This window comes from Leifsonia sp. McL0618, from assembly GCF_049994905.1.
Taxonomy (GTDB): Bacteria; Actinomycetota; Actinomycetes; order Actinomycetales; family Microbacteriaceae; genus Diaminobutyricibacter.
Genome location: NZ_CP188258.1, coordinates 522,244 through 546,541, shown reverse-complemented (window position 1 = coordinate 546,541; position 24,298 = coordinate 522,244). Strand labels below are relative to the sequence as shown.

22 protein-coding genes are annotated in these 24,298 nt (G+C 65.9%); 4 read left to right on the top strand and 18 right to left on the bottom strand.

What is annotated here, in order from left to right; translation table 11 throughout:
• Positions 1-43 precede the first annotated feature (43 nt).
• On the bottom strand, positions 44-337 hold the full coding sequence (locus ACPPVQ_RS02580) for a nucleoside-diphosphate sugar epimerase (protein WP_426518326.1): 294 nt from the start codon (positions 335-337) through the stop codon (positions 44-46).
• A complete protein-coding gene (locus ACPPVQ_RS02575) occupies positions 334-924 on the bottom strand; it encodes an NAD-dependent epimerase/dehydratase family protein (protein WP_426518324.1) in 591 nt (196 codons plus the stop codon). The genes ACPPVQ_RS02580 and ACPPVQ_RS02575 overlap by 4 nt, the downstream gene beginning before the upstream one ends.
• Before the next feature lie 86 nt (positions 925-1,010).
• Between ACPPVQ_RS02575 and ACPPVQ_RS02570 the strand changes: the two genes are divergently transcribed.
• On the top strand, positions 1,011-1,616 hold the full coding sequence (locus tag ACPPVQ_RS02570) for a TetR/AcrR family transcriptional regulator (RefSeq protein ID WP_426518322.1): 606 nt from the start codon (positions 1,011-1,013) through the stop codon (positions 1,614-1,616).
• Between the two features lie 18 nt (positions 1,617-1,634).
• On the opposite strand, the gene ACPPVQ_RS02565 is transcribed toward ACPPVQ_RS02570, so the two are convergent.
• The 3 genes from ACPPVQ_RS02565 to ACPPVQ_RS02555 all read right to left on the bottom strand — a co-directional run bounded on the left by ACPPVQ_RS02565 (position 1,635) and on the right by ACPPVQ_RS02555 (position 3,687).
• A complete protein-coding gene (locus tag ACPPVQ_RS02565; protein WP_426518320.1) occupies positions 1,635-2,120 on the bottom strand; it encodes an FBP domain-containing protein in 486 nt (161 codons plus the stop codon).
• Between the two features lie 66 nt (positions 2,121-2,186).
• A complete protein-coding gene (locus ACPPVQ_RS02560) occupies positions 2,187-2,897 on the bottom strand; it encodes a hemerythrin domain-containing protein (protein WP_426518318.1) in 711 nt (236 codons plus the stop codon).
• Between the two features lie 109 nt (positions 2,898-3,006).
• A complete protein-coding gene (locus ACPPVQ_RS02555; RefSeq protein ID WP_426518316.1) occupies positions 3,007-3,687 on the bottom strand; it encodes an SDR family NAD(P)-dependent oxidoreductase in 681 nt (226 codons plus the stop codon).
• A gap of 210 nt (positions 3,688-3,897) precedes the next feature.
• Here ACPPVQ_RS02555 and ACPPVQ_RS02550 point away from each other — a divergent pair, with 210 nt between their 5' ends.
• On the top strand, positions 3,898-4,455 hold the full coding sequence (locus ACPPVQ_RS02550) for a hypothetical protein (RefSeq protein WP_426518314.1): 558 nt from the start codon (positions 3,898-3,900) through the stop codon (positions 4,453-4,455).
• Positions 4,456-4,519: 64 nt separating this feature from the next.
• Here the strand turns inward: ACPPVQ_RS02550 and ACPPVQ_RS02545 are convergent, their stop codons facing one another.
• Positions 4,520-7,267 (bottom strand): hypothetical protein, encoded by a 2,748-nt coding sequence (locus tag ACPPVQ_RS02545; protein WP_426518312.1) that lies wholly within the window; start codon positions 7,265-7,267, stop codon positions 4,520-4,522.
• A 133-nt stretch (positions 7,268-7,400) separates the two neighbouring features.
• On the opposite strand from ACPPVQ_RS02545, the gene ACPPVQ_RS02540 reads away from it, so the two are divergent.
• On the top strand, positions 7,401-7,754 hold the full coding sequence (locus ACPPVQ_RS02540) for a hypothetical protein (protein WP_426518310.1): 354 nt from the start codon (positions 7,401-7,403) through the stop codon (positions 7,752-7,754).
• A gap of 3 nt (positions 7,755-7,757) precedes the next feature.
• Here the strand turns inward: ACPPVQ_RS02540 and ACPPVQ_RS02535 are convergent, their stop codons facing one another.
• From ACPPVQ_RS02535 to ACPPVQ_RS02500, 8 genes are all read right to left on the bottom strand, one after another.
• On the bottom strand, positions 7,758-8,165 hold the full coding sequence (locus ACPPVQ_RS02535; protein WP_426518308.1) for a nitroreductase/quinone reductase family protein: 408 nt from the start codon (positions 8,163-8,165) through the stop codon (positions 7,758-7,760).
• An 89-nt stretch (positions 8,166-8,254) separates the two neighbouring features.
• Positions 8,255-10,171: a glycoside hydrolase family 127 protein gene (locus tag ACPPVQ_RS02530; RefSeq protein ID WP_426518306.1), complete on the bottom strand. Its 1,917-nt coding sequence runs from the start codon at positions 10,169-10,171 to the stop codon at positions 8,255-8,257.
• A complete protein-coding gene (locus tag ACPPVQ_RS02525) occupies positions 10,168-11,892 on the bottom strand; it encodes an amylo-alpha-1,6-glucosidase (RefSeq protein ID WP_426518304.1) in 1,725 nt (574 codons plus the stop codon). The genes ACPPVQ_RS02530 and ACPPVQ_RS02525 overlap by 4 nt, the downstream gene beginning before the upstream one ends.
• Positions 11,892-12,710, bottom strand: coding sequence for a carbohydrate ABC transporter permease (locus ACPPVQ_RS02520; RefSeq protein ID WP_426518302.1), 819 nt, complete (start codon positions 12,708-12,710; stop codon positions 11,892-11,894). Before ACPPVQ_RS02520 ends, ACPPVQ_RS02525 begins: the two co-directional genes overlap by 1 nt.
• A complete protein-coding gene (locus ACPPVQ_RS02515; protein WP_426518300.1) occupies positions 12,707-13,675 on the bottom strand; it encodes a carbohydrate ABC transporter permease in 969 nt (322 codons plus the stop codon). Before ACPPVQ_RS02515 ends, ACPPVQ_RS02520 begins: the two co-directional genes overlap by 4 nt.
• A 37-nt stretch (positions 13,676-13,712) precedes the next feature.
• Entirely contained in the window at positions 13,713-14,963 is a 1,251-nt protein-coding gene (locus ACPPVQ_RS02510) for a sugar ABC transporter substrate-binding protein (protein WP_426518298.1), read from the bottom strand.
• A gap of 70 nt (positions 14,964-15,033) precedes the next feature.
• On the bottom strand, positions 15,034-16,104 hold the full coding sequence (locus tag ACPPVQ_RS02505) for a LacI family DNA-binding transcriptional regulator (protein WP_426518296.1): 1,071 nt from the start codon (positions 16,102-16,104) through the stop codon (positions 15,034-15,036).
• An 84-nt stretch (positions 16,105-16,188) separates the two neighbouring features.
• On the bottom strand, positions 16,189-17,205 hold the full coding sequence (locus ACPPVQ_RS02500; protein WP_426518294.1) for a LacI family DNA-binding transcriptional regulator: 1,017 nt from the start codon (positions 17,203-17,205) through the stop codon (positions 16,189-16,191).
• A 492-nt stretch (positions 17,206-17,697) separates the two neighbouring features.
• Here ACPPVQ_RS02500 and ACPPVQ_RS02495 point away from each other — a divergent pair, with 492 nt between their 5' ends.
• Entirely contained in the window at positions 17,698-20,127 is a 2,430-nt protein-coding gene (locus ACPPVQ_RS02495) for a LamG-like jellyroll fold domain-containing protein (protein WP_426518292.1), read from the top strand.
• A gap of 331 nt (positions 20,128-20,458) precedes the next feature.
• Here the strand turns inward: ACPPVQ_RS02495 and ACPPVQ_RS02490 are convergent, their stop codons facing one another.
• The 4 genes from ACPPVQ_RS02490 to ACPPVQ_RS02475 all read right to left on the bottom strand — a co-directional run bounded on the left by ACPPVQ_RS02490 (position 20,459) and on the right by ACPPVQ_RS02475 (position 24,228).
• The gene (locus ACPPVQ_RS02490) at positions 20,459-21,712 is read right to left on the bottom strand and encodes an FAD-dependent oxidoreductase (RefSeq protein WP_426518290.1); all 1,254 of its coding nucleotides are present in this window, start codon (positions 21,710-21,712) and stop codon (positions 20,459-20,461) included.
• A gap of 296 nt (positions 21,713-22,008) precedes the next feature.
• Positions 22,009-22,839 carry a hypothetical protein gene (locus ACPPVQ_RS02485; protein WP_426518288.1) on the bottom strand — a complete coding sequence of 277 codons (831 nt, stop codon included), beginning with the start codon at positions 22,837-22,839 and terminating at the stop codon, positions 22,009-22,011.
• A gap of 412 nt (positions 22,840-23,251) precedes the next feature.
• A complete protein-coding gene (locus ACPPVQ_RS02480; protein WP_426518286.1) occupies positions 23,252-23,548 on the bottom strand; it encodes a hypothetical protein in 297 nt (98 codons plus the stop codon).
• On the bottom strand, positions 23,548-24,228 hold the full coding sequence (locus ACPPVQ_RS02475) for a DUF433 domain-containing protein (RefSeq protein WP_426518284.1): 681 nt from the start codon (positions 24,226-24,228) through the stop codon (positions 23,548-23,550). The genes ACPPVQ_RS02480 and ACPPVQ_RS02475 overlap by 1 nt, the downstream gene beginning before the upstream one ends.
• Positions 24,229-24,298: the final 70 nt, after the last annotated feature.

The following is a 24,298-nucleotide window of genomic DNA, read 5'->3' as shown; positions in this document are numbered from 1 at the left end:
ACGTACAGAAAACTCGTCCGGGGGTAGACCGCTCATTTGAGCGCTACGCGAAATAGTGACCCAGTTCGATGTCCTCGATGAGGCCGGGGTGGGTGGGCGTCCAGCCGAGCAGGGTTTGGGTGATGGCACTGGAGGCGGGCATGTCGGTGGTGAGCAGGCGCACGAACATTCCCTCATACTCCGCGGCGGGGAGCGGGGCGGCCGGCAGGTTCAGGTGGCGACCGATGGCCTCGGCGATCTCGCGGACAGGCACACCTTCGTCGCCGACAGCGTTGAGCACCGCGCCGGCGGGGGCGCGCTCGACGGCCAGACGGTAGAGACGTGCGGCGTCCTTCACATGGACGGCAGGCCAACGGCTCGACCCTCGCCGATGTAGCCGGAGATGCCCCTGGTGCGGGCCATGGCGATGAGCTGGGGGATGAAGCCGTGACGGTCCCCGGCGCCGTGCACCGAGCGGGGCAGCATGACCAGGCAGGAACGAACACCCCGGTCTGCCGCCGCGAGTGCGGCCTTCATGTTGGTGATGCGAGCCGCGATCGGCCCGGCGGCGACGAGCTCGTCGCGTTCGGTGGCGACTCGTCCGGGCACGGTGAGCGTTCCGCCGGAGACCACCAGCGGCTTGCCGGTGTCGGCGAGGGTTGTCGCAAACGTCTCGACGGCCCTGGCGTCGGTCTGCGTCGCAGCCTCGCTCACGCTCGGCACGACGAAGGCCAGGTGGATGACGCCATCGCTGTCGAGAGCGCCGGCGCGCAGCACGTCCGTGTCGTTCAGGTCGCCGCGCAACACCTCGGCGCCGAGATCGGCGACAGCTGTGGCGGACGCGTCCGAACGGGCCAGCCCGACAACCTGGTGACCGCCGCTGAGAAGTTCGGGGACGACAGATGAGCCGACCCAACCGGAAGCCCCGGTGACGAAGATGCGCATGAGGTTCACTGTAACACCTCCATGCGACTCAGTCGCATCAAAATCGCGCAATGATGCGATCCGGTCGCGTCGCTTAGACTGTGCCGATGAGCAGGTGGGCACCGGATGCGCGTGAGCGCCTGGAAAGCGCCGCACTCGACCTGTTCGTCGAGAACGGCTACGAAGAGACGACCGTCGCGCAGATCGCTGATCGCGCCGGCTTGAACCGCGCCACGTTCTTCCGCCACTTCGCCGACAAGCGGGAGGTCCTGTTCGGCGGTGAAGACGTACTGGTCGGACTCTTCGCCGACGGCATCCGGGCCGCCTCCCCCGATGCCACGCTCATCGAGTGCCTGCACAACGCGTTCGCGTCCGCCGACGTCGCGATGACCTCACAGCAGCGGGCGAAGGCGGCCACACGCGTGCTCGTGGTCGCGGGGAATGCCGAAGTCCAGGAGCGGGGACTGCTCAAGCATGCCCGGATCGCCAGGTCGATCAGCGATGCCCTGCACGAACGGGGAGCAGACGATCTGAGCGCCCGGCTCGGGGCGGAACTGGGGATGCTCGCCTTCTCGGTCGGCTTCGAGCGCTGGCTCGCGTCCCCTGCTGACGAACCGTTCTCCCTTCACGCCGCAGGTGCCTTGAACGATCTGCAGGCGCGCGCAGCCGGACTGGACTCGAAGGCCAGCCTTACGGTCGAAGGCCGCCGATAACGTTCTTTCTGGGCACGACTACTCCAGGACGGACCCCGCGAACCCTGCCGCCCGCACCTGCAGGCGGGCGATGCGCTCCTCACGCGCAGCATCCCGGTCGAAGCCGACATAGGCGAGCGGCGGCAGCTTGCGCACGTTCGACGAGCATTCGAAGTCGGCGCAGACCAGCGTGCCGACCGTGTTGCCGTTGCGACCCGCCTGACCCGACCGCTTCGCGGCGTACAACACGACATCGTTCGGCAGTTGCACGTCCTGGCACCATGAGCACTGGGCGCGTGCGCGGGGCGTGGCCTCCGCCCGCTTGAGAAGGATGCCCACCATCCCATCGCTGCTCGGCACCACGACGTAGGCGCGCCTCGCGATCTTGCGGTCGCGCCAGCCGAGATAGTCGAGCCTGTCCCAGTCGATGTCGCCGAACCCTTCCGGCAAGGTCAGGTCGGAGACCTCTTTACGCGACGCGTTCACAAACGATTCGCGGATGGCCTTCTCGGTGAGCGTGAGCATGGATCGTCCTCCAGACGGTACAGACTCACCAGTATCGCCGATGCCCGTCTCACCCGGGCAGCGGTCTCACCCTGCAACACCTCGGGTCAGTTCCTGCCGGTTCTTCTCGTACTGTCTTTTGCCGACGATGCGCCACAGCAGCCGGGCCGGCGCCGGCAGGTTCTCACGCTGCCATTCGGCGCCGCCGTCGGGCTGGGCTGCGAGAATCGCGCCCAACGTCTCCCAGGTCTTGCCTTTCGGGGTCGCCTTGCGCCCGTGGTCTGCGAACCACTCGACCTCTTTCGGTGTCAGCGTCGTCTCGATGACGGGAACGATGTTCGCCTCCTCGTCGGGCAGGTGCACAGCGAGAGCGGCGTTGATTCCGTCGAGGGCTGATCGCACGGTGACCGCATCCGCTTCCCGCCCGCTCGCCCGCCAGGCGGGCAGTGCGGCATCCATCTCCTTCAGGTGCACGAGCAACTCGGCGTGGTGCTGCTTCATGCGCTCGACGTGCACAGAGCACGCGGGCGTGCGCTGCTCGAGCGTTCCCCACAGGTGGGTGTCTTCGCCTTCGTGATGCGCGTGGAGTTCGACGGACAGCATCGAGAGGTGATCGCCGACGACATCCGCGTGCGCAGAGTCGCCGTCGGCAACACCCGAGACCAGCGCGGGCCCCTCGGCGAACCCGGAACGGAACAGCCGGTGGATCTCGGCCATTCCACGCGCGTCGCAGGTCTTGGCAGCTCCTGCTGGATCTTTCGGTGCATCGCCGCTCGAGGGCAGGGCGGTTGCGGGCATGAGCACTCCGTTCGTCGACGAACTGGCGATCGAACTCTATTCGGCGTACGGGCCGCCCGACAAGGCCTTTCGCCGCGTCGTGGAGTTGGAGGAGGCGGAAGACGCGCGATTACAGTCCAGTGGCGCCGCGCAGTCGATGGCCCACCGCAATGGACTCGCCACTGATCGATCCCGCCAGTGGTGAGACGAGAAAAGCGATCAGATCCGCGATCTCGTCCGGGCTGGCCTGGCCACTCCCACCGACGTTCACGTCGCGAGAGGGTTCGGGGGCGACGATGCCAGGGCTGACCGAGTTGACGGTCACGCCGGTGCCCGCCACCGCATCCGCGAGGTTCTTCGCCGCGATGATGAGCGCGGCGTTGCGGATCGACCCGGTGATGTTGCCGGTGACGAAGGCGTTCTGGCCGCTGACTCCGACAACCCGGCCGTAACCGGCGGCCTCCATGAGAGGCAGGGTCGCATTCACGACGCGCAGGAACGTCAGCGCCTTGCCGTTCAGAGCATCCAGCACCTGGTCGGGGTCCGCGTTGCGGGCCGGGTCGAGAGTCTGGGCGCTGGGAGCCGCTGCGACCACCAGGCCATCGATGCGTCCGTGCTCCGCCATGATCCAGGACAGCCCCGCCGAGACGGAGTCGTCGCTCGCAGCATCCATCACGAGACCATCGGGGGCGTGGCGGGATGCCGGAACCACTGTTGCACCCTCTGCGCGAAGTCGCCGCACCACGGCAGTACCGATCAGGCCATGGCCGCCGACGACCAGGACGACACGGTCTTCAAGCTGGAGATCCACCCTCGTCACACTACTCAGCTGTTCAGCTGCCCGTAAGCGCTTGCAAGAATTCCACTTCACTCGCAGGGAATTGAGGACCGCTCACTATATACAGCCCTCCAGTCCGGTGCCACACTTGTCAGTGGCATCGGAGCGACTCACAGGCAAAGTCCACGGTGCAGTTCACTTCTTCCTTGTCTGCGTGCGCTCCGATGGAGCCGAGGGAGAACGATGAAACGAAGTGTGTACGTCGTCGCGCTGACCGGACTGATGACGCTCGTGGCGGGTTTGCTCACCGCGACGCCTGCCGTGGCCGCCACACCGCCGCAGGTCATCCACACCAAAGTCAATGTCACGCTGACCGGCATCGATCAATGCGGCTTCACGGTGAATTCCGTGATCACGGGCACGGACACGTTCAAGATCACCATCGATGCATCGGGCACCGCGTCCTATCAGGAGGAATCACACGTCGTGAGCACCCTGACCAACGTGGCGAACGGCAAAGTGGTGTACGTCGACAGCGCGGGCCGGAACGCCTTCAGCGACGGCGGAGTGCTCAACCCCGACGGCACCACCACCTTCACCGACACCCTCACAGGCAGGGACACGAGGATCTACACGTCTCACAGCAGCGTCCTGCTGAAAGACGTGGGGTACCTGGCGATAATCGACACGGTCGACTCCGACGGGAACCTCCTCAGTCAGCAACTGCTCGTACACGGGCCACACGAATACGCCGGCGACGACACTGCGAAGTGCGACGCGATGACCGCTGCGATCGGCTAGCGCGCATCGCGGGGCGCCTGGCCGACGGCCAGGAGGCTGAGCGGCTCGACCGGCCGGCCCCACCTCAGAATCCTGTGAGTCCTGTGACCGGCTGGCCGTTGACGCTGACCGTCCTCGGGGCATTCCAGGTGCGGCTGATGCTGTCGAGCGTGTAGAAGGCGAGCCAATCGTTGTCGGTGTCGTCGGGTGTCGATGCACTCCTGAACCGAGCGGCCAGCTCGAAGTTTCCGGGATTGTCGGGCGTGTTGAACGTGCTCTGAATCAACGATGCGCCGAGGACGATGACTCCCGGTTGGCTGGACTCCGTCGTGCCGTGACCGCCCTCGAGGAGGAGGGCCGGCAGCGGCAGGTCGGAAAGGTGTGCCCACGGAAATCCCGGCTGGTCGTTGAAGCGCGCGTAGTGGGTGAGGCGATCGCCGCGTGGCACGACAAGTTCGAAGTTGCCGTTGGGTCCGCCCCAGGTGCTCTGGATGAGTGTCGGATCGCCGGTGACACCGCGGATCGGAACGCCGCCCACTGCGATGGTGTGAGGTCCGCTCCACGCACGACCGATGCTGTCGAAGTAGTAGGCGGCGAGCCAGTCATCGGCGGCATCGTCCGGCGTGAGTGCGCTGCGGAATCGCACAACGAGTTCGAGGTTGCCCGGGTATCCCGGCGTGTTGAAATTGCTCTCGATGAGCGCGACGCCGAGGGCGATCGCACCCGCCTGACCGCTGGCGCTGACGTGACCACGGCCATCCTCGAGAAGGAGAGCGGGCACGGGCAGGTCGGCGACATGCAGCCACGGATGCGCGTCACGATCGTTCAGGCGTGAATAGTGAACGAGACGGTCGCCTTGCGGAACGACCAGTTCGAAGTTGCCCGGGCGCCCACCCCAGGTGCTCTGGATCAGCGCCGGATCTCCGGACACGTACCCGATGGCAGCGTCTCCGAGTGTGATGCGGAACGGTCCACGCCATGACCGCGCGACGCTGTCGAAGTAGAAGGAGGCAAGCCAGTCGGCTTGGTCGTCGCCGGGGTGCAATGCGTCTCGCATCCGCACGGCCAGCTCGAAATTGCCGGGGTTCTCGGGAGCGTTGAACGTGCTTTGAATGAGAGACACACCCATCGGCAGGTTCGCCACGCGACCGGACTCCGCGACTTGTCCGTCATCGCCCTCGAGCAGGAGATGCGGGAGGGGCAGATCGGCAACGTGGATCCAGGGGAAGGCCGGCGCATCGTTCATCCGCGCATAGTGGACGATGCGCTCTCCCTGGGGCACCACCAGTTCGAAGTTGCCACGCTGACCCCAGGTTCCCTGAATCAGTTCACCGCTGTGGGAATTCAGCATTGACGGAGATTCGTCGGCAGTCGTCTGCGAGTCCGGGAACCCATCCCACATACCGATGGCGAGGTCGACACCGTCGGCGTTAGCCGAGACATACTCGAACTGGCCTTGCCAGTTGGGCTGGGACAGACCCGGGAGCGGTTTGTTCCACAAGCGCGGAAACGAGAACTGATTCCCCGGAGCATCCAGACCTCTTACTACCTGGTTCTCCACGTTCGCGAGCAATGTTGGGACCAGGTCGGCGATGAGCGCGATCTCGGCGAGAGCCAGGATGGGGCCGACGACAGGTACCAGAGCGCCGAAGAACACGGTGAGGGTGAAGAGGGCGGCCTCCTGCCACCAGTCGGTGTCGACATCGAGCTCTGTGATGAAGAGCCGCCACCAGGCGGATTGCGAGCGGTCCCTCGGCTGAGCCCACACCGTCTCATAGGGCTGAATGAGGAATCGTCCGGTCACCCCGACATTGCCCGGTGCGATTGTGAGATCGAAGTTCAATGCCAGGGCATCCTGACGGCCCCGGAATTCCTTGTCGAAGGTGGTGTAGCCGAGGCTGATCGAATTGATCCGGACGTTGGCAGACACCCACGTCCCCGAGATCTGGCGCGAAATCTGGTCGACCACGGCAGTGAGGAAGGCGAGGTTGGTTGTGGATGCCATCGAGCCACCGCTGCTCACCTGATGGCTGGTCAGGATGGGCTGCTCTTTCGGGTCGGTGTCCTCGTCGATCGTGAACGTGTAGACCACGCCGGGCCCCCGCACGACGGTCAGATCGACGAGTGCGTTTTCGTCCCCATGGGTTTCGAAGGTGGCCTGCTTGGAGATCGAGTCGACGACGCGGGCGTCCACTCCGACCGTCACAGCGTGCTCCAGCACCTTCACCACGATGTCTGTCGCGACGATGTCGATGGTGAACCATTCGAACAGGGATGCGAGCGCACCCGCCGGGGTCGGTCGGCTGGACCTGATGGATGCGTTGAGGAGCGGCGGCGAGGCGACGATCGGCGACAGACTGCGCACAAAACCGGTCAGAAGATCGGCGAGCTGCGCGGACTCGAGCGCGTCCTTGATCTCTGGGGGAATCGGTGACCCTTTCATGACCAGAGGCTGGAACGCGACCGTGCTCGTGTCCAATCCGACGGTGACCTGCCCGTCATCCGCAACGGTGCTGACGAACCGGCAGTCGACCGTGACGTCCAGCTCGACCGTGACAACCTGGCTGGGTGGCGTGTTGACTCCGGCAGACATGGCACCCGTGAAACCAAAGTGGGTTCGCACCAGGTCGTCGGGGTTCGGATGCAATTCCACTGTCGGTGCAAGCAGCTGCAGCCAGCCGTCGAACGCCACCGTGGTACCGGCGATCGTGATCGAGGGTGGCATCGGGAACCGGAGCGGGGCGAGATATTCGCCCAGGTAGGACTCGATCGCCGAATCGACGAAGCGCTCAGTGATCGTTGCTGCGGTCGCGAATCCAGCGTGACGGGCCATGGTGTGCCTCCGGTCGTTCGCGACCTCCTGGCCGCGGACCATAGTGGTTCGGACACGTGCACCGATCGCAGACGACCTGCACAGGCTGGCCCGAGTTTAGTCTGCGCTCCGAGTCGATCGATACTCTTCTGGAATGGAATCGGACTGGATCGAACACCGACGCGCACACGACGGTGAGCGAGTGGGCTGGATTCAGCCTGTCGACGAGGGTTTCGTCGCGATCGACCTGCTGGGGCGTCGCACGACAGAGGTCGTGGACTGGATGCGTGCGGAGGAGACCCTCGACGAGCTCGGGATGGGCTACCTTGCCGACCCGCACGAATTGCGGCTCGATGACGGCGCCTGGCTGCGGGTTCGCATCGCTGAAGTGTCAACTGTCACGATCCGTGTGAAGAAGGACGACTGGGGCGACATGACCGCGCCGCAGGTCTACTACACGGTCTCGTTCCCGGTGAGTGACGAGCAGCTTCGCCCGCTGGCCCGGTAACTCCTAGCGGCGGGTGAGCTGGAAGACCGGGATACGGCGGTCGGTCTTATCCAGATAGCCCCCGAATTGCGGCTCCTCAGCTGCGATCGCATCGTATGCGACCCGCCACGCGTCGCCGGTGATCTCGGTCGCCGTCACGGGAACCGTCACGACCTCGCCATCGACGACAGCCTCGATGTCAATCGACGGATGCGCTCGCAGGTTGTAGTACCACGAAGGGTTCTCGGGCGAGCCACCCTTCGACGCCACCACGCGCCAGCCGGCCTCGTCGCGGAAACCGACGACCGGATTCAGACGGACCTCGCCGGACTTCGCCCCGATCGAGTGCAAGATGACCAGCCGCGGGCCCCAGTAGTTCGTGGTGCCGTTGCTGTCGCGGAAAGCCTTGATGTTGTCGTCATTCCAACCCATGCCAAGCGCAACGCTCGGGCGGCCGGGAATCTTCCGCGCGTGTAACACCTGGCCGCCGGCACCGATGACGTGACCGGCGGCCAGGCGGTCTAGGAGGGCGAGCGCGGGATGAACACGCGCATCGTGCTCGGTCCCCGGTTCGCCCAGTTCGCATACGGCCGCAACCGGACCGAGGCGGATTCTGCTGCCCTCGTCGGTGCCCCGACCCCGTAGGGCCACGACGACTCGGCCACGCCAGTCAGTGTGAGCAGCACCTCGGCACCGTCCTCGGTCGTGCGGGGTCCGACGGTGGTGTCGATTCGCACCGCATCCACGTCGAGATCGCCAGGAAGGTCGACAGATTCGAGGCAGAGCACAAGCGGACCGCGCTCGACGGCAACCGTGCCCTGCACGGCATCGATGCGCTCCGACGGCTCCACGAATCGGGCGGTCATCGGCAACGCGATGCGCAGAGGGCTGGTCTCGTCGAAAACGGCAGACCACCGAACGTACCCGTCGACCACATCCAGTCGGCGACCGTCGATCGTGGCCACAGCATCCTCAACCGCCCAGGATGGGATGCGCACACTCACCTCGACGACGTCCGGGCTTTCGACGGTCACGACGATGTCGCCGCCGTAGGGGTACCCGCCGGTGCGAACGCGCGCCCGAACCGGCACGCCGGCGCCCGTGACCGTGGTGATGTCGGCATCCGCGAGCTGGTGGAGCTGGATGCCTGCGTCGGTGGCGGTCGCGATATAGGAGGACACGCTGGCGAGGGTCCGCGCGACATTGGTCGGGCAGCAGGAGACCTCGAACCACGGCGCGCGAAGGCTCGCCTCCGCACGCTCGCTCAGTTCGCCTTCCGTCGGCACGCTTCCGCGTTCGCGCTGGTGGAGAGTGTTCGCGTAGTAGAACGCCTTGCCGTCGGCGCGCGGCGACACCAGGACGGCGTTGAGAAGGGTGCGCTCCATCAGGTCGGCGTATTTCGCGTCGCCGGTCTGCAGCAGCAGCCGCCAGCTGAGCATCACAGAGGCGATCGATGCGCACGTCTCCGAGTAGGCCCGATCCGCCGGGAGCTCGTAGTCGGTTCCGAATTCCTCGTTCTGGTGGTGAGAACCCATGCCGCCGGTGATGTACGTGCGGCGGGCGACCGTGTTGTCCCACTGCCGTTTCACGGCATCGAGTAACTCGTCGTCGCCGAACTCGGTGGCCACGTCGACGGCAGCGGATGCCAGATACAGCGCCCGCACCGCGTGGCCACGCAGAACCCCGGCCTCCCGCACCGGGGTGTCATCGAGGAAGTAGTCGCTGCCCTGGAACAGAGTCGTACGGAGGGTGCGGTGACCGCGACGCTCGATCAGCAGCCGGGCGAGGTCGAGGTAGCGGGAATCCCCGGTGGCTCGCCCGAACTCGGCGAGCGCCGCCTCGATCTCCGGATGACCGCAGATGGCGTCGCGCCCTGCTGGGCCGAACTCGACATAGACGTGATCGGCGAGACGACGGGCGACATCGACGATCTGATCGTCGTGGCCTGTGCGGATTCGCGCGACAGCCGCCTGGATGAGGTGCCCGAAGCAGTAGAGCTCGTGACCCCACTCGAGGTCGGAGTAGCGCGGCCGTTGTCCCGCCCGGCCGAAGCTCGTGTGCAGGTAACCGTCCGCTTCCTGTGCCGCGGCGACGCGGGCGACGAGGGATCGATACGTCTCGTCGAGTGCGGGATCGTCGGCGCGACCGAGTTCCCACGCCATCGCCTCGAGCAGCTTGTAGACCTCGGAGTCGACGAACTCGATCCCGGAATGCTGCTCGGCCACGGTGCCGTCGGCGGCACGATCGAAGTTGGCGATCCAGCCGATCCGTTCCATCCAGGACAGGCAGTGCTCGATGATCGCCGTCGCGTTGAGCTCCTGCTTCTCAGCCCAGAAGCCGTCGACGAGGCGCACTTCCCCACTTCCCAGGGGCCGGAGCCGGGAGCGCGATGGCGCGACCGGCCCGCCGGATGTGGCGGTGCCGAGGGTGCTGGTCATGCTTCTCCCGTAGCTGTCATCAGTTCGCGTTCGCGCGCTGCGGTGTCGCTCGCGAGCACGAGGTAGGCGCTTGCGGTCCAGGTGTAGGCGCGGTCGCGGAGGCCGGCCCCGCTGATGGCGTCGAAGTTCTCGGCGAAACCGCTGCGCTCGCACAGCGCCTGGAATCGTGCCGAGATCGTGTCGGCAAGAGCGGCGAAGCCCGCCCTGCGGAGGCCGTCTTCGATGAGTGCGGTCGATGGCGCCCAGATCGGTCCGCGCCAGTAGCCGTCGGCCTCATAGCGGTCTGACTCCACGAGCTCGGTCGCCGGTCCCCACTCGGTGAGGTGGCTTTCGATCTGTGTGGCGAGGTGTTGCGCAACGGCGTGGGGCAGTCGCTGGCCGAGCACGATCGGCAGTGCATTCAGCAGGCTGGTCGTGCTGCTTGCCTCTCCGGTGGTGGCCGACCGGGCGATGAACCGGTCGCCGGTCCACAGCTGCTCCAGCAGGGCCGCTTCGAGGTCGCTGGCGAGCGCACTCCACTCCTGGTCGGCGATCGACAGTTCCAGGGCCAGGTCGGCGAGGGTGTCGAGCTGGAGGATCAGGAAGGCGGCGAGGTCGGGCGATTCGATCACCCGGTCGGCATCGAAGGTGGTCGAGTTGTCCCATCCGCTGTCGTTGCCGTGCTGGTAATACGGGAGGCGATGCCCGGGAGCCCTGCGCGACCGAAGCCAGAACCCTGTCCAGCTCGCCAGGCGATCGTAGACGGTGGTGAGTTCGGCTGTCGTGAGCTCGCGGGTCGCCCGCGCACGGATTCCCTGGAACGCCCAACCGTGGATCGGCGGTTTGACGTAGTTGTAGAGAAGTTCCGAGTGCGCCACCGAATCGGGCAGAGCGCCGGTGGTGTCCTGGTGGTCGAACGGAAGAAGGAACTGGTCGAGCGCGGCGTCGACGTCGGCGGCAGCGAGGGCGAGCGCGTTGAAGCAGTGGTCCCAGCTCCACACCTTGTCCATCCAGTGCTTGGACATCAGGATCGCCTCGCGTGCGAAGAAGCCGGATGGCGCAACGGTGGCCGACCAGAGCACATAGGCGGCTTTGACGGATGCCGGGGCATCGGAAGGCGCGAGGGCTCGGTGGTACGCGTCGAACTCTTCAGCAGCGGCGGCCACGACGTCGTCGAAAGCCTGGCTTTGCGCGAAGGCGGGGCGCGCGGTCTCGAACTCTTCGAGCGCGATCTCCCAGGGCTCGTCGTCCGCAAGGTCGATCCGCCGGTCGGCGTCGCCAAGCGCGCCGTCGCCGGTGGCCGAGGCAGAACCCGAAAGCACGGTGACGCGGTAGCGACGCCCGGTCTCGTACGTTGTGAGCACGAAGGCGCCGTCGACCGGGTCCGTGATCAGGTAGGCGCCCGAGAACGGCGTCAGGGCGCGCGCGGCCTCGACCAGGCGCAGGCCCAGGCCGGCGCCGCGGATGCGGAGAGTGTCGGCCGACTCGAAGGTCGCTTCGATGCTGCCCCGCGCATCCGCCCACGAAAGCGACGCGGGCGTCGCCGTGACCGTCACGGCGACGGGCTCGCCGGCGCGGGTGGGCACGAACTCGAACACCGGATGCATTCCCGTCTGGTGACTGACCAGGTGCACGTTGGGGGCGCTGCGATGCAGGCCGATCACGGGCGACAGGTCGATCCACGATCCACGGCGGGCGAACGGGATCTCACGGACGTCGAAAGACCAGGACGACTCCCCCATCAGTCTTTGACCGCCCCGGCGGTGACGCCGGCTGCGACGTACTTCTGGGCGAGCACGAGGAGCACCGCAGTCGGGATGGAGGCGACGACGGCGGTGGCCATGATGGCGTTCCACTCCTGGTTGTTGTTGCCGATGTACTTGTAGATGCCGAGGGTGATCGTCTGCAGGTCGCCGCCCGAGTTCAGGGTCGACGAGAAGATGAAGTCCGACCAGGCCCACAGGAACGCGAACAGCGAGACGGTCACGACGGCGTTCCGGCTCACCGGCATGACGATGGAGCGGAACGTGCGCCACGTGCCGGCACCGTCGATCTTCGCCGCCTGCATCAGCTCGTTGGGAATCCCGGCCATGAAGGCCGAGAAGATGAGCACGCCGAAGGGGACGGCGATCGTCGAATCGGCGATGATCAGACCGGGGAGCGTGTTGAGGATGCCCAGGTTGAGGTAGATCGCGTAGAAGCCCATCGCCATGATGATGCCGGGGATCATCTGTGCGATCAGGAGCACGAAGTTCAGGATGCCCCGGCCGGCCGGTCGGAGTTTGGCGAGCGAGAATGCGGCCGGCGCCGACAATACGACGGTGAGCACGACGGTGCCGAGACCGACGATCAGGCTGGTTGCGAGGTAAGGCAACTGCTGGCTGATCACAGCCTGGTAGCCCTCGAGGGTCGGGTGCAGCGGGAACCAGTCGGGTGGGCTCTTGCGCATCTCCGTCGTCGGGGTGAGCGAGACGTTGATCATCCAGTACACGGGGAAGAGCATGATGGCGGTCAGCACGAGGCCGACGACCGTCTTCCACCAGGGACGCTTGCCGTTCATGAGATGTCTTGCTTTCGCTGGGTGCGGATGTAGATGACGCCGAAGATCAGCGCGAGGATGATCAGCACGTTGCCGACCGCTGCGGCGGGGCTGAAGTCGGGCAGGACCGAGCCGAAGCCGAGCTGGTACGACCAGGTCGCGAACGTGGTCGACGCGGTACCGGGACCGCCCCTGGTCATGATCCAGATGATGTCGAACACCTTCAGCGTGTAGACGAGGCCGAGCAGGATCGTGATCGCCGAGACCGGGCGGAGAAGCGGGAAGGTGATACGCCAGAACTTCTGCCAGCCGTTCGCGCCGTCGAGCGACGCCGCCTCGTACAGGTCGGCCGGGATGTTCTGCAGGCCGCTGTAGAGGATCACGAGGTTGAACGGGATGCCGATCCAGATGTTGGCGATGATCACGCTGGTCAGTGCCCACTGTGGTGACGTGAGCCAGTTCACCGGGGCGACGCCGAAGGTGTGCAGCACCGCGTTGACGACGCCGGAGTCACTGTTGAGCATCCACGACCAGGTCGAGGCAGACACGATCAGCGGCAGCAGCCACGGCACCAGGAACAGTGCGCGCAGCGTGCCCGAGAGCCGGAAGTTCTGGTGGAAGAACACCGCCAGCGCCATGCCGATCGTGAACTGGAAGACGATCGAGATGATGGTGAAGAGCGCGGTGTGCAGGAAGGCCGGCGCGAAGGTCGGGTCCTGGAACACCTTGATGTAGTTGTCGAAACCGACGAAGGGAGCGTTTCCTTCGACGAACGACCTGACCGTGTAGTCCTTGACGCTCAGCTCGATGTTTCGGTAGAGCGGGAACGCGTAGAAGACCACCAGGTAGATCACGACCGGGGCGACGAACGCCCAGGCCGCCCACTGCCCGGAACGGCGGCGGGAGGGGCGACCAGGTGAGACGGTGCGAGCCGTCCCACCTGGTGCGCCGACAGACTGCGGAACTGCCGCCTGTGTTGATGTCATCGGTTTTACCTCTGTTGCTTTGTAGAGCGGGGTCCTGCTACTTGGTTGCTGCGGCTGCCGCGGACTGCGCCGCCTTGAGTGCGGCCTCAGGCGACTGCGATCCACTCAGTGAGTTCTGCACTGCGGTCCACAGCTGCTGCGATATCTTCGGGTACTTCGTCCCGAGGTTGTCGCTGGTGCGGCCCTTCGCTGCTGCGACCGCGGCGACCCACGGCTTCAGCTCCGGGTTCTGGGCGACCTGTGCCTGCTGGGCAGCCGTGGTCGGGGCGATGTACGACAGCGTGTTGTCGGTGGTCACGAAGTTGTCCGTGCTGGTGAGGCACTTCGCGATCTTGACGCTCGTGGCGTAGCGTGCGGCGTCCTTCTGCACCGGGATGGTCATGAACTCGCCGCCGGTCGGTGCAGCAGCGTCGCCGCCGTTCATGGCCGGAACGGTCAGGATGCCGTAGTCGATCCCGGCCTTCTTGACGTTGCCGAGCTGCCACGTTCCGTTCTCGCCGAAGGCGTAGTCACCGGTGGCGAACTCCTGCCAGCTGGTGGTCTGCGTGTTGTTGATGACCGAGTTGGGGGCGTATCCCTTCTTCACCCAGTCCGTCCACAGCGTCAGCGCCGAGACGGCCTGGCTCGAGTCGAGCTTCGTCAGGTCGGCTCCGGAACCCCAGAACCAGGGAAGGAACTGGAAGCTGCCCTCTTCGGTGCCGATCGCCGAGAAGGTGATGCCCTTCTTGCCTGCGGCCTTGACCTTGGCGAGCGCTGCGGTCAGCGAGGTCCAGTCCTTGACCGTCGAGATGTCGACACCGGTCGCGCTGAGGACCTTCTTGTTGTAGTAGAGCGCCAGCGTGTTCGCGCCGATCGGAACACCGTAGGTCTTGCCGTCGACGATGCCCGCCTCGAGGATGTTCTTCTGGATCTCGGAGGTGTCGAGCTTGTTCTCGTCGGTCGAGGTCAGGATGCCGGCGTCTGCCAGGGTCGAGACGACGGGGTTGTCGACGAGAAGCAGGTCGGCCGAGTTGCCCTGCTGGCCGGCCAGGAGCGCTTTGTTGGTCAGGTCGCTGGTGTCGTAGCCGGTGCGCTTGATGGTGACGCCGGCATCGGTGCCGCACTTGGCGATGAGCTTGGCCCAGTCGCTGGATGCGTCGAACTGGGGATACGGGTCCCAGAACGTGTAGCTGCCGCCCGCGCTGCTGCTTGCGCCGCTGGTGCCTGACGAGCAGGCGGAGATGCCGCCGACAACCGACACGGCCAGGATGGCCGCCCCGATTGCCCGCATTTTCTTGTTGCCGATCACAGTGTTCCTCCTTGAATTGTGCTTTCTTTGAACCGCTTCCGCCGTTGGCTGCGTTGCATTGCGTTCGGATCTATCGGGTGCTTCCACGGTTCGTGAGTTCCGGTGCGATGAATCGCGTCACCGGAGCTCCGGCGAGCTCTGGCGAGATGATCCGCCGCACCAGTTGCCGGACCGCTTGCTGGCCCAGCTGGTCGGGCGATGTCTCGATGGCCGTGTACGGCAGCGAGAACGATCGACCGAAGTCTTTGGAATAGAGGCTCACGACGGACAGGTCGTCCGGAACGCGGACTCCCCGCTGCATGAGCACAGACGGCAATGCGGCGATCGTCGCGTCGTTGTGCACGATGAGGGCGGTTGCCGTCGGGCGCGCATCGAGGATCGCATTGAGGCTGACGCTGATCGCCGGCTGCTGCGCCTCGCCGTAGTAGGCGAAGATCTGGATGCCGTACCGGGCCGCGCGCTCCAGGGCGGCGTCGCGGAACCGCCATCCGTACGCCCCGCCTCGTTCGAAGACGTGCTTCGGCGGTGACACGACGATGATCTCGCGGTGGCCGAGCCCGTACAGGTGGTCCACGAGAAGGCGCGCCGATTCGCCGAAATCGAGGTCGAAGACGTCGAGGCCTTCGGTCTCCTTCGGGAGCCCGACGAGAGCGCCGGGCTGCGGAGCCGCCTTGAGCGTTGCGAGCCGGTCGTCGTTGTGGGTGACGTCGAGGAGCACGACGCCGTCGACCATGCCTGAATTCGTCACGCGCCTGAGCGCTTCGGTGCCGTCGGCCTCGGTGACGAGCAGGATGTCGTAGCCGAGTTCCCGCGCGGTGTCGGAGACGGGCAGCACGTACTGGAGCATCGCCGGGGCGAACTCGTCCTGGTGGAACTGGGTGAGCAACCCGATCACCATCGTCTGGGAGGTTGCGAGCGCCCGGGCGCCGGCGTTGACCATGAATCCGAGGGTCTTGATCGCCTCTTCGATGCGGATGCGCGTCTCGTCGGAGATGGTGCGCTTACCCGAGAGGGCGTAGGACACGGTACTGCGGGCGACGCCTGCCTCGCGGGCAACGTCTTTGATCGTTACGGCCACGTTGCCTCCCTGTCGTCGTCGAACCGCTTCGATGACCATAACGCCACGAGAGACCGAAATCAAGTCGAATCGGTTCGCTAGATACTTTGCCCAGATCAGGCGGGGATTCGCGGCGCGCCCGTTGGCTGAAGTCGCCTTTGCGGGCGGCTAGGAGACGATGCGCGTGCTGTCCCGGTCGACGAACCCGGGCTCGATCAGCCGAGTCAGGGGCTCGCCCGCGAGCCCGGGAGTGTTGATACGGCGTACCAGCTGGGTCACCGCGAGCTCCCCGAGCTTGTCGGGCAGCGTCTCCACCGAGGTGTACGGCAGCGAGAACGCATTCCCGAAATCAGCCGAGTACACACCGACGACCGACAGGTCGCGCGGCACGACCACGCCGCGTGAATTCAGGTACGACGGAAGGGCGGCCACCGTCGCGTCGTTGTGCACGATCAGCGCCGTCGCGGTGGGCAGCGCTGCGAATGCCGCATCGAGAGCCTCGGTGATCCCGGGCTGGCGCGCCTCGCCTTCGTGCACCGACATCCGGATTCCATACCTGGCCGCCCGCTCGACCGCGGCATCCCGGAACCGCCACGCGTAGGAGCCGCCGCGGTCGTAGACGTCTCGCGGCGGAGTCACGAGAATGATCTCCCTGTGCCCGCGCTCGGCCAGGTGATCGACCGCGATCCGCGCCGCTTCGCCGAAGTCGAGGTCGAAAGCGTCGAATCCGGTCGCGTCGCGGGCATAGCCGATGAGCACGCCGGGCTGCTTCGCCTGCCGGAGCGGCTCGAGGCGCACGTCGTCATACGTCACGTCGAGCAGCACCGCACCGTCGACCATGTACGACGAGGTGGTGCGGTGGATCGCTCCCCGCAGGTCGGTGTCGGTGACCATCAGCAGGTCGTAGCCGTGTTCGCGGGCCGTCGTCGAAACCGGCAGCACGTACTGCAGCATCGCGGGCGCGAACTCGTCCTCACGGAACTGCAGGTAGAGGCCGAAGACCTTGGTTTCGGCCGACGCGAGCGCACGGGCACCGGCGTTCGGCGTGAAGTCCAGCGCGCGGATGGCATCTTCGATGCGCCGGCGGGTCTCATCGGAGAGCGAACGCTTGCCCGAGAGCGCATACGAGACCGTGCTCACGGAGACTCCCGCCGCATACGCAACGTCACGGATCGTCGCGGCCACATCGCCTCCATCACATTTTCACCTGCGGACGTTACATGGTCCCACGAACCCCTGCCGGAACGGCCTGCTGTCGACGCCGATCCGCGCTTCACCTGCCCGATGTGCCACGGATTTCATCGAACCGGTTCGTTTCTCCTCTTGACCCGCTCTGAGACCGCTGCTAGCGTCCACGGGACAGGCACTCGCCTGAATCGATTCCCGCAAACTCGTCATCGACACTCGAGGCGAAGGCGTCGAACCGGTTCGAGTACCTGATCAACCAGAAAAAGAGGACATCGGGCCCGCCCGGTGCCGGATGCAAGGGCGCATCGACTCGCACGATTTGCCGCTCCTGTCTCCCGGTCCCCCTCGGATCGCTCGCATCGTCGCTGAACTGACGGAGAAAACGAACCAATGCCACACACTCAGAACGGCGGGCGGTGGTCCGTCCGGCCATCCGGCCCGGCCACACCTCGCTCCGCAACTCCACCAACCGAACGCGTCGCCCGCACGATGCCGCGCACGAGCTCGATCGTCGCCGGCGTCGCCGCGTTCGCGCTGGCTGCGACAGGATCGGTCCTCGCGTCCGCTCCCGCACAGGCATTGCCTGGCGCAGCATCCACGCTCGTCGTCCACGCCGACCAGCCCTTCCGGCCGGTCACCCACGTGGCCACAGGCTCGCTGTACGGGCTCGCCTCGGACACGGTGCCGTCCGACGATCTCGTCCAGGCGATCAAGCCGAACACCTTCGTGCAGATGGCTCCCGGCGGTCACCAGCTGCCGAACGGGGAGCCCGCCCCGGCCGGCGACGCTCTCGTCGTCGCACCGGAGGCCGCGAAGGCGGGAGCCAACGTCGTCGTTCGCATGTCGGACTGGTACCCGAACTTCCCGTACAAGTGGGTGAGCTGGACCGACTGGCTGAACGCCGTCGACACCCAGGTGAAATCCGTCCAGGCGTCGGGCGCGACGAACATCGCCGCGTACGCACTCTGGAACGAGCCGGACTGGACGTGGGACACCGCCAAGGCCGGCCCCTTCAACGATGCCTGGACCCGCACGTACCGCGAGGTGCGATCGCTCGACCAGACCACGCCCATCCAGGGACCGAGCTACTCCGACAACATCAGCGGGATGCAGAGCTTCCTCGCGAACGCGGTGGCCACGAACACGGTGCCCGACATCATCGCCTGGCACGAGCTCGAGAGCTCGTCGCACATCCAGGGCGACATCGCCCAGGTGACGGCGATCGAGAAGAGCCTGGGCATCACGCCCCGGCCGATCGCGATCGAGGAATACGCGACGCCGTCGGAGATCGGCGTTCCGGGCCCCCTCGTCGGCTACATCGCCAAGTTCGAGCGCTACGGCGTGCACGACGCCGAGCTCGCCTTCTGGAACCACTACGGCACCCTCGGTGACACGCTCACCGACACGGGCGCTTCGCCGAACGGCTCGTACTGGCTCTACACCTGGTACGGCGCGATGAGCGGCAACATGGTCACCACCACTCCCCCTGCCTCCACCGGACTGGACGGAGCAGCCTCCGTCACAAGCGACCAGAAGGAAGTCGACGTCATCGCCGGCGGCGGCCAGGGTGCGACCGCGATCAGGGTCGAAGGACTCGACAAGACGAACCTCGGCGGGTCGGTGAACGTCAAGCTCGAGTACACCCCGTCGTACGGCCGCACCACGCCGACCGCGGGTCCGATCACCATCTCGAACACGCTGTACCACACAGCATCCGACGGCTCGATCACGGTTCCTGTCTCGATGAACGCGGCCTACGGATACCACCTGGTGATCACTCACCCCGGCCCGGCAACCCGCCTCGCGGGCAGCTACACGCTCACCAACGGCAACAGCGGGCTCGCCCTCGACACGACAGGCACTGACGCATCGCCGGCTGTCGACCAGGCTGCCGCAAGTGGCGCCGCGTCGCAGACCTGGAAGCTCGTCGACGCCGGGTCCGGCCTGTACACGATCGTGAACGCGGCGAGCGGGAAACTGCTCGGCGTTCAGGATGCGTCGACCAGCGCAGGTGCGTCAGTCGTCGTCGAACCGGCCAACGGGAGCGACGAGCAGCTCTGGCAGCTCATCCCGGGCGCGAACGGACAGTACAAGCTCGCGAACGGGGCCTCCGGGCTGGTACTCGCCGTCTCAGCGATGAGCACGGCGGCCGGAGCCCAGGTGGTGCAATGGACCGACGGCGCACCGACGTGCGCGGTCGACGGTCCACGCGCACCGGGCGAACTCGGAACGGCGCTCGACTTCTGCCACACCGCGTCGTACGTGAGTATGCCGACCGGTGTTCTCAGCGGGCTGACCGGTGACTTCACCGTGTCGGCCTGGGTGGATCCGTCAGCGAACACGACCTGGTCGCGCCTGTTCGACTTCGGCTCCGGCCCCGGTTCGAACATGTTCCTCACGGTCAACGCGGGAACCGGTCTGCGCTTCGCGATCACGACCAACGGACCGGGCGCCGAGCAGCAGATCAACGCCACCAGCACGCTGCCGCTCCACCAGTGGTCGCTCGTGACGGTGACGGTCGCCGGCACGACCGGCACGTTGTACGTCAACGGGAAGACTGTCGGAACGAACACCAAGCTGACCGCACATCCCGCAGCCCTCGGCGCCTCGCCCAACAACTGGATCGGCAAGTCGCAATACAACGACCCGGCACTCGACGCGAAGGTAGACGACTTCAACGTCTACGGTCGGGCGCTGAGCGCATCCGAGGTCGCTGGGCTCGCTGGCGGCCAGGCCGGGGCCGGCGACGTGCTCCACTACGCGTTCGACGAGCCCGGCGGAACCACGGTGGTCGATTCGTCCGGACACGGGCTCAACGGAAAGCTCGTGGTCGGTGCGCCGGGCGCGACGAGCACGACGGCGTCAGACGCTGACACCGCCGACCACTTCTGGTCGCTCACGCCGACACACGGCGAGTAGGTCGAACCGGGGGTGGGGCGCCACCTCGCCCCCGGTTCGGTTGTGTGCGGTCGCGATTCTGCTTTCCAGAGGATGTGACTGGGGGGTTCTGTCGCCCGGCCTTGCCCTTCGCCGCGGCGCAGCAAAGGATGAAGGGTGCTCGCGACAGTCCCCATGACAGACGGGGAAAATCGTACGTCGAGCCGGAAGTCCGCCCTGTGGCCGAGCGGCATTACTCGTGTAGCGTTTGACGCTCCTTCACCGGGCCCGTTTGCGGGACAGGTCTACGGGAGTGTCGTGCTCAGCTAGTTGCTGACGTCGTCGCCCCGCTTTGCGCCCACCGTGAAATCGGTCAAGCGCGCAGGCGTGCGAGGCGCGCCGCGTCGGGCGCGAGGCGCGCGGCGACGGCGACCGCCGACAAGATCGCGCTCTCGTGCGAATCGGCATCGGCGGTATACAGCCCTGCCAGCGACACGCCGTGCGCACCCTGCAGCGGGCGCAGCCGCTGCTGGGCATCGAAGTACGCGGTGTCGATGATGCCGTGCCGATAGGTCGCGGTGGCGTATAGCGGCTGCGGCAGTTCGTCGTCGAACGTCACCCAGCTTTTGAAGATGGGCATGCCGCGCGCCGGGTTCCACACCGACAGTGAGCTGTGCGTCCCGTCGGTGCGCACGTTCACGACCGACCACGCAGTCTCGTCGCGGGGCATGAGGCGCCGGTCACCGTGGATCGCTATCGTCGTGTCAAAGTATCCGAAGCGCGCCAGCTGCTCGCGGGTCTCGAACAGCTCCGGCAGTGACGAGAGCAGGTCGTGTGCGGTGCGGGCATCGCAGGCCAGCACGACATGATCGAAAGGATGGCGCACGCCTAGCGCCTCGACGAGTAATGAGCCGTCGGCATCCCGAGTGAGGGAATCGACCGGCGCACCAGGGCACAGTTGCGCCCGCTCGAGCGAGGCGACGAGGGCGTCGACGTAGACCCGGAGACCGCCGGGAACCTCGCTCTGCGCCGGCGGCGCGAAACCCTTCGGCAGGTTCGCGCCCAGGTAGTAGAGCGCGTTGTATGCGGCGAACCGGCGGAACTCGGCGAGGTCGACGCACCAGAACGCGAGCAGCAGCGGGAACAGGAAGTCATCGACGAACGACTTCGGCAGCCGGCAGCGCTCGACATAATCGGCGATCGTGATCGTCGTATCGTGCTCGGCGAGGAACGCGGGGATGCCCGACAGAAACGCCCGGAAGCGCAGCAGATGCATGATCGAGCGCGGGGTCAGCGACGCCCACACCGGGCGGCCGTTGTTCAGCGGCGGCATCACGACCGGTCGGCTGCCGTCGCCGCGTGCGACGGTGAGCGTCGCCGGATATGTGGTGCGCGGCACGTCGAGTGCGTCGAGCAGCCGGTTGAACGTCGCATACGCGGCGCTCCGCCCGAAGAACTGGAATCCCGCGTCCACGGCGAGCGTCTGGCCATCGACCTCGATGTCGACGGTGTGGGCGTGACCGCCGAGGCGGTCGTCCTTCTCGAACAGAGTGACGTCGTGATGCTGCTCCAGCAGCCAGGCCGTCGCCAGGCCGGCCGCGCCACCCCCGATGATGCCTATCCGCATGTGTGCGCCGTTCTCTCAGAGCCGCCGGAGCGATCGGCTACAAAGCCTTTTCTGAGGTCGAGGACCAGAATCCTTCTCGATACGCAAAGATGCCATCGAAGTCCCAGAAGACTCTGCGATTGGTCCTGCCTCACCTTGCCAGACTAAGTGTCTGGACGCTGACAGGGGACGTCTCCAAATCTGGCCGGTCATCGCTGTACGGCGGCCCGTTGGCGGATCCACTTTCGGATATTCGCTGGGCGATTTCTACCGGGCAGACCTCACCACTCTGTCGGCGCGATGAAGCCTTCGCGTGTTCATGCCGAAATGGCTCCGGTGGGAGGGGTTGCTCGGCGTGCAAAGCCAATTTGGACGTACTCCAAGTCGTCGCGAGGCACGACCGCGGTGACGACGGACCCATCTTTGAGTTCCGCGCCGATCGCGTACACGAATGGGTCGGTGTCGATCTCGAACGCCGGCATCTCAACGCCGTCTAGGTTGACGGTCGCGAGTGAGTTGACGGCACGCTCCGTGAGGCGAGCAGCGAAGCGGTCGGCGACTATGTCGCCCAGTCCCAGTGCCTTTCGGAAACGATTCATCAGAATATGGTTGGTGTGCTCGACAAGAATTCGCGGCACTGAGAGTTCGGACGGGTCCCGATGCCACGTCGTCCTTACGGCCTCCCAGAGCATCGGGTAGCGCATCCGCTCGACTTGCTCGATCAGCCAGGCCGGCCGTGGCGCGGGGAATGGTCCGTCAAGGGCACGACGTGTCGCCTCATCCAGATCGGCAAGGTTGGCCGGGTCAGAGCGGTCGTCGGGATTGCGCCAGAGCGTGTAGTTGATGCCCACCGTCATTTGGGAGATGTCGGTCATGCCTGAGGACATCGTGTTCTCCATGTGCACGTCCTCGAGTGCTGGCTGTGCGACGAATCCCATAACCGGCACCGGCATGAGCCGCACCTTCTCTGCCCGTGCAATACGCGGATCGGGCGCATCCTCCGGAAGAAACCCGCCAAAGCTCATCGGTGCAGTCCCCATCCGCATCCAGCCCTTCCTCGTGGTGCAACGATCCAACGTGTCTCGAATGAGCATCGTCCCGACTTCCACGCTATCTTCAACAACCGATGAAAACTGCGCTCTGGGCATCGGCCGCCTAACCGGCGGAGGCGCGGCCGCGATCACGGTGGGGGCGCGTCTCACCGTTGTGGTGTCAAGGTCTCCGGGACGGCCCGCCAGCTCCGCTATCCTCCGCGGTCATAGGACGGTGACCGTCCCGATGGTGAACGGCCGGCTGAACAGGCCCCCAGGTGGAGTCAATGAATGCGAGGAACCCGTACGCGGGAACCTCCGTAGGGCCGGCTGCGTCAAGTGCAGCTCGAACATGTCCAACCTGTGGCACACGGGGACGCCCCGGGCTCGGCGACGCGAGCCGCTAGGAGTGCTCCCTCAAGTGAAGGGGTCGCAGCCCAGTCGGTGACAACGCGAGAGCCCACGGCCCGGGACCACGTTTGATGATCTCTCGGCGCAGTCGCGCCTCGTGCGTGAGGAAGACCTCAACCTACTCTCGGGGCCCGAGGTCGCGTTTCGCGCCGATCCATACGGAACGGATGCCGTGTTCAAGATTCGCCTTCAGCTCGGCGGGACGGGAGTGGATGCGCCTGTCCCGGGTGACGACCACAAGGCTGCGTCGGGCGACTACCGGCATCCATTCGAGATCAGGTGTTTCGCGGGGAATCTCGGGGAGGCCCTCGTGACCGGGATACAGGACGTCATCGCGGCCACTGCGATGCAGGAGCTTTCCGAGACCAAGCGTGTTCTCGTCGGTGAAGTACACCGGATCGAACCCGCGCGCCATCAGGCGGCGTGCTCGGTTCCGGCGATGAATTCGAACCGGATCGCCTCATCCACCTGGGCGGCACTGAGGTCGTACAGCTCGGCGAACTCCTCGCGGGATGTCCCGGCCCGATAATCCTCTGCGATGGCGTCCGTGCGCACGTTCCTGACCGCGGGCTGGCCGAACGCTCGCGCCGGATCCATCACAACTCCCGGAGTGCGGAGGTTGGGAGCCAGCCTCGCAACCACGCCGTCGTCGTACTCGACAGCATCGCAGAAACGCTGTGTCGCCTCGGCAAGCATCGCCTGTCCGTTGCGTACGACAACGAATCGAAGCGGGCGATCCAGCCCGGCCTCTTCCTGGACGGCGCGGACCAGCTCGCGTCCTTCGACGTCGAGGAACAGGCGAGCGTGCGCCAGCGGGTAACGACCGAACTCGTCGCGGAGCCGAACGATTGCTGGGCGCAGACGCTGCACGGGAACCTGCTGGCTGCGGAACTCGGCAAGCAGTCGCGCCTCAACCATCTCGCCCCAGGTCACAGCCTCGGCACCGGATGGTTCGGGACGCAGGACCGGCTCGTAGAACCGGCTGGAGCGCTCGTACCCTTCTAGCCACCGCCTGGCGGTGCCTGAGTGCAGGCCGACGAGACGATCCACATCAGCGTATGAGTAGATCGCTCGGTCGAGGAGGGAGGCGGCCATTCCCCCAGGATCGCATCGAGCCCCGGGATTCCGCTGCAAATTGCCGCGAAGTCGGATCGGAGTCGTCAGC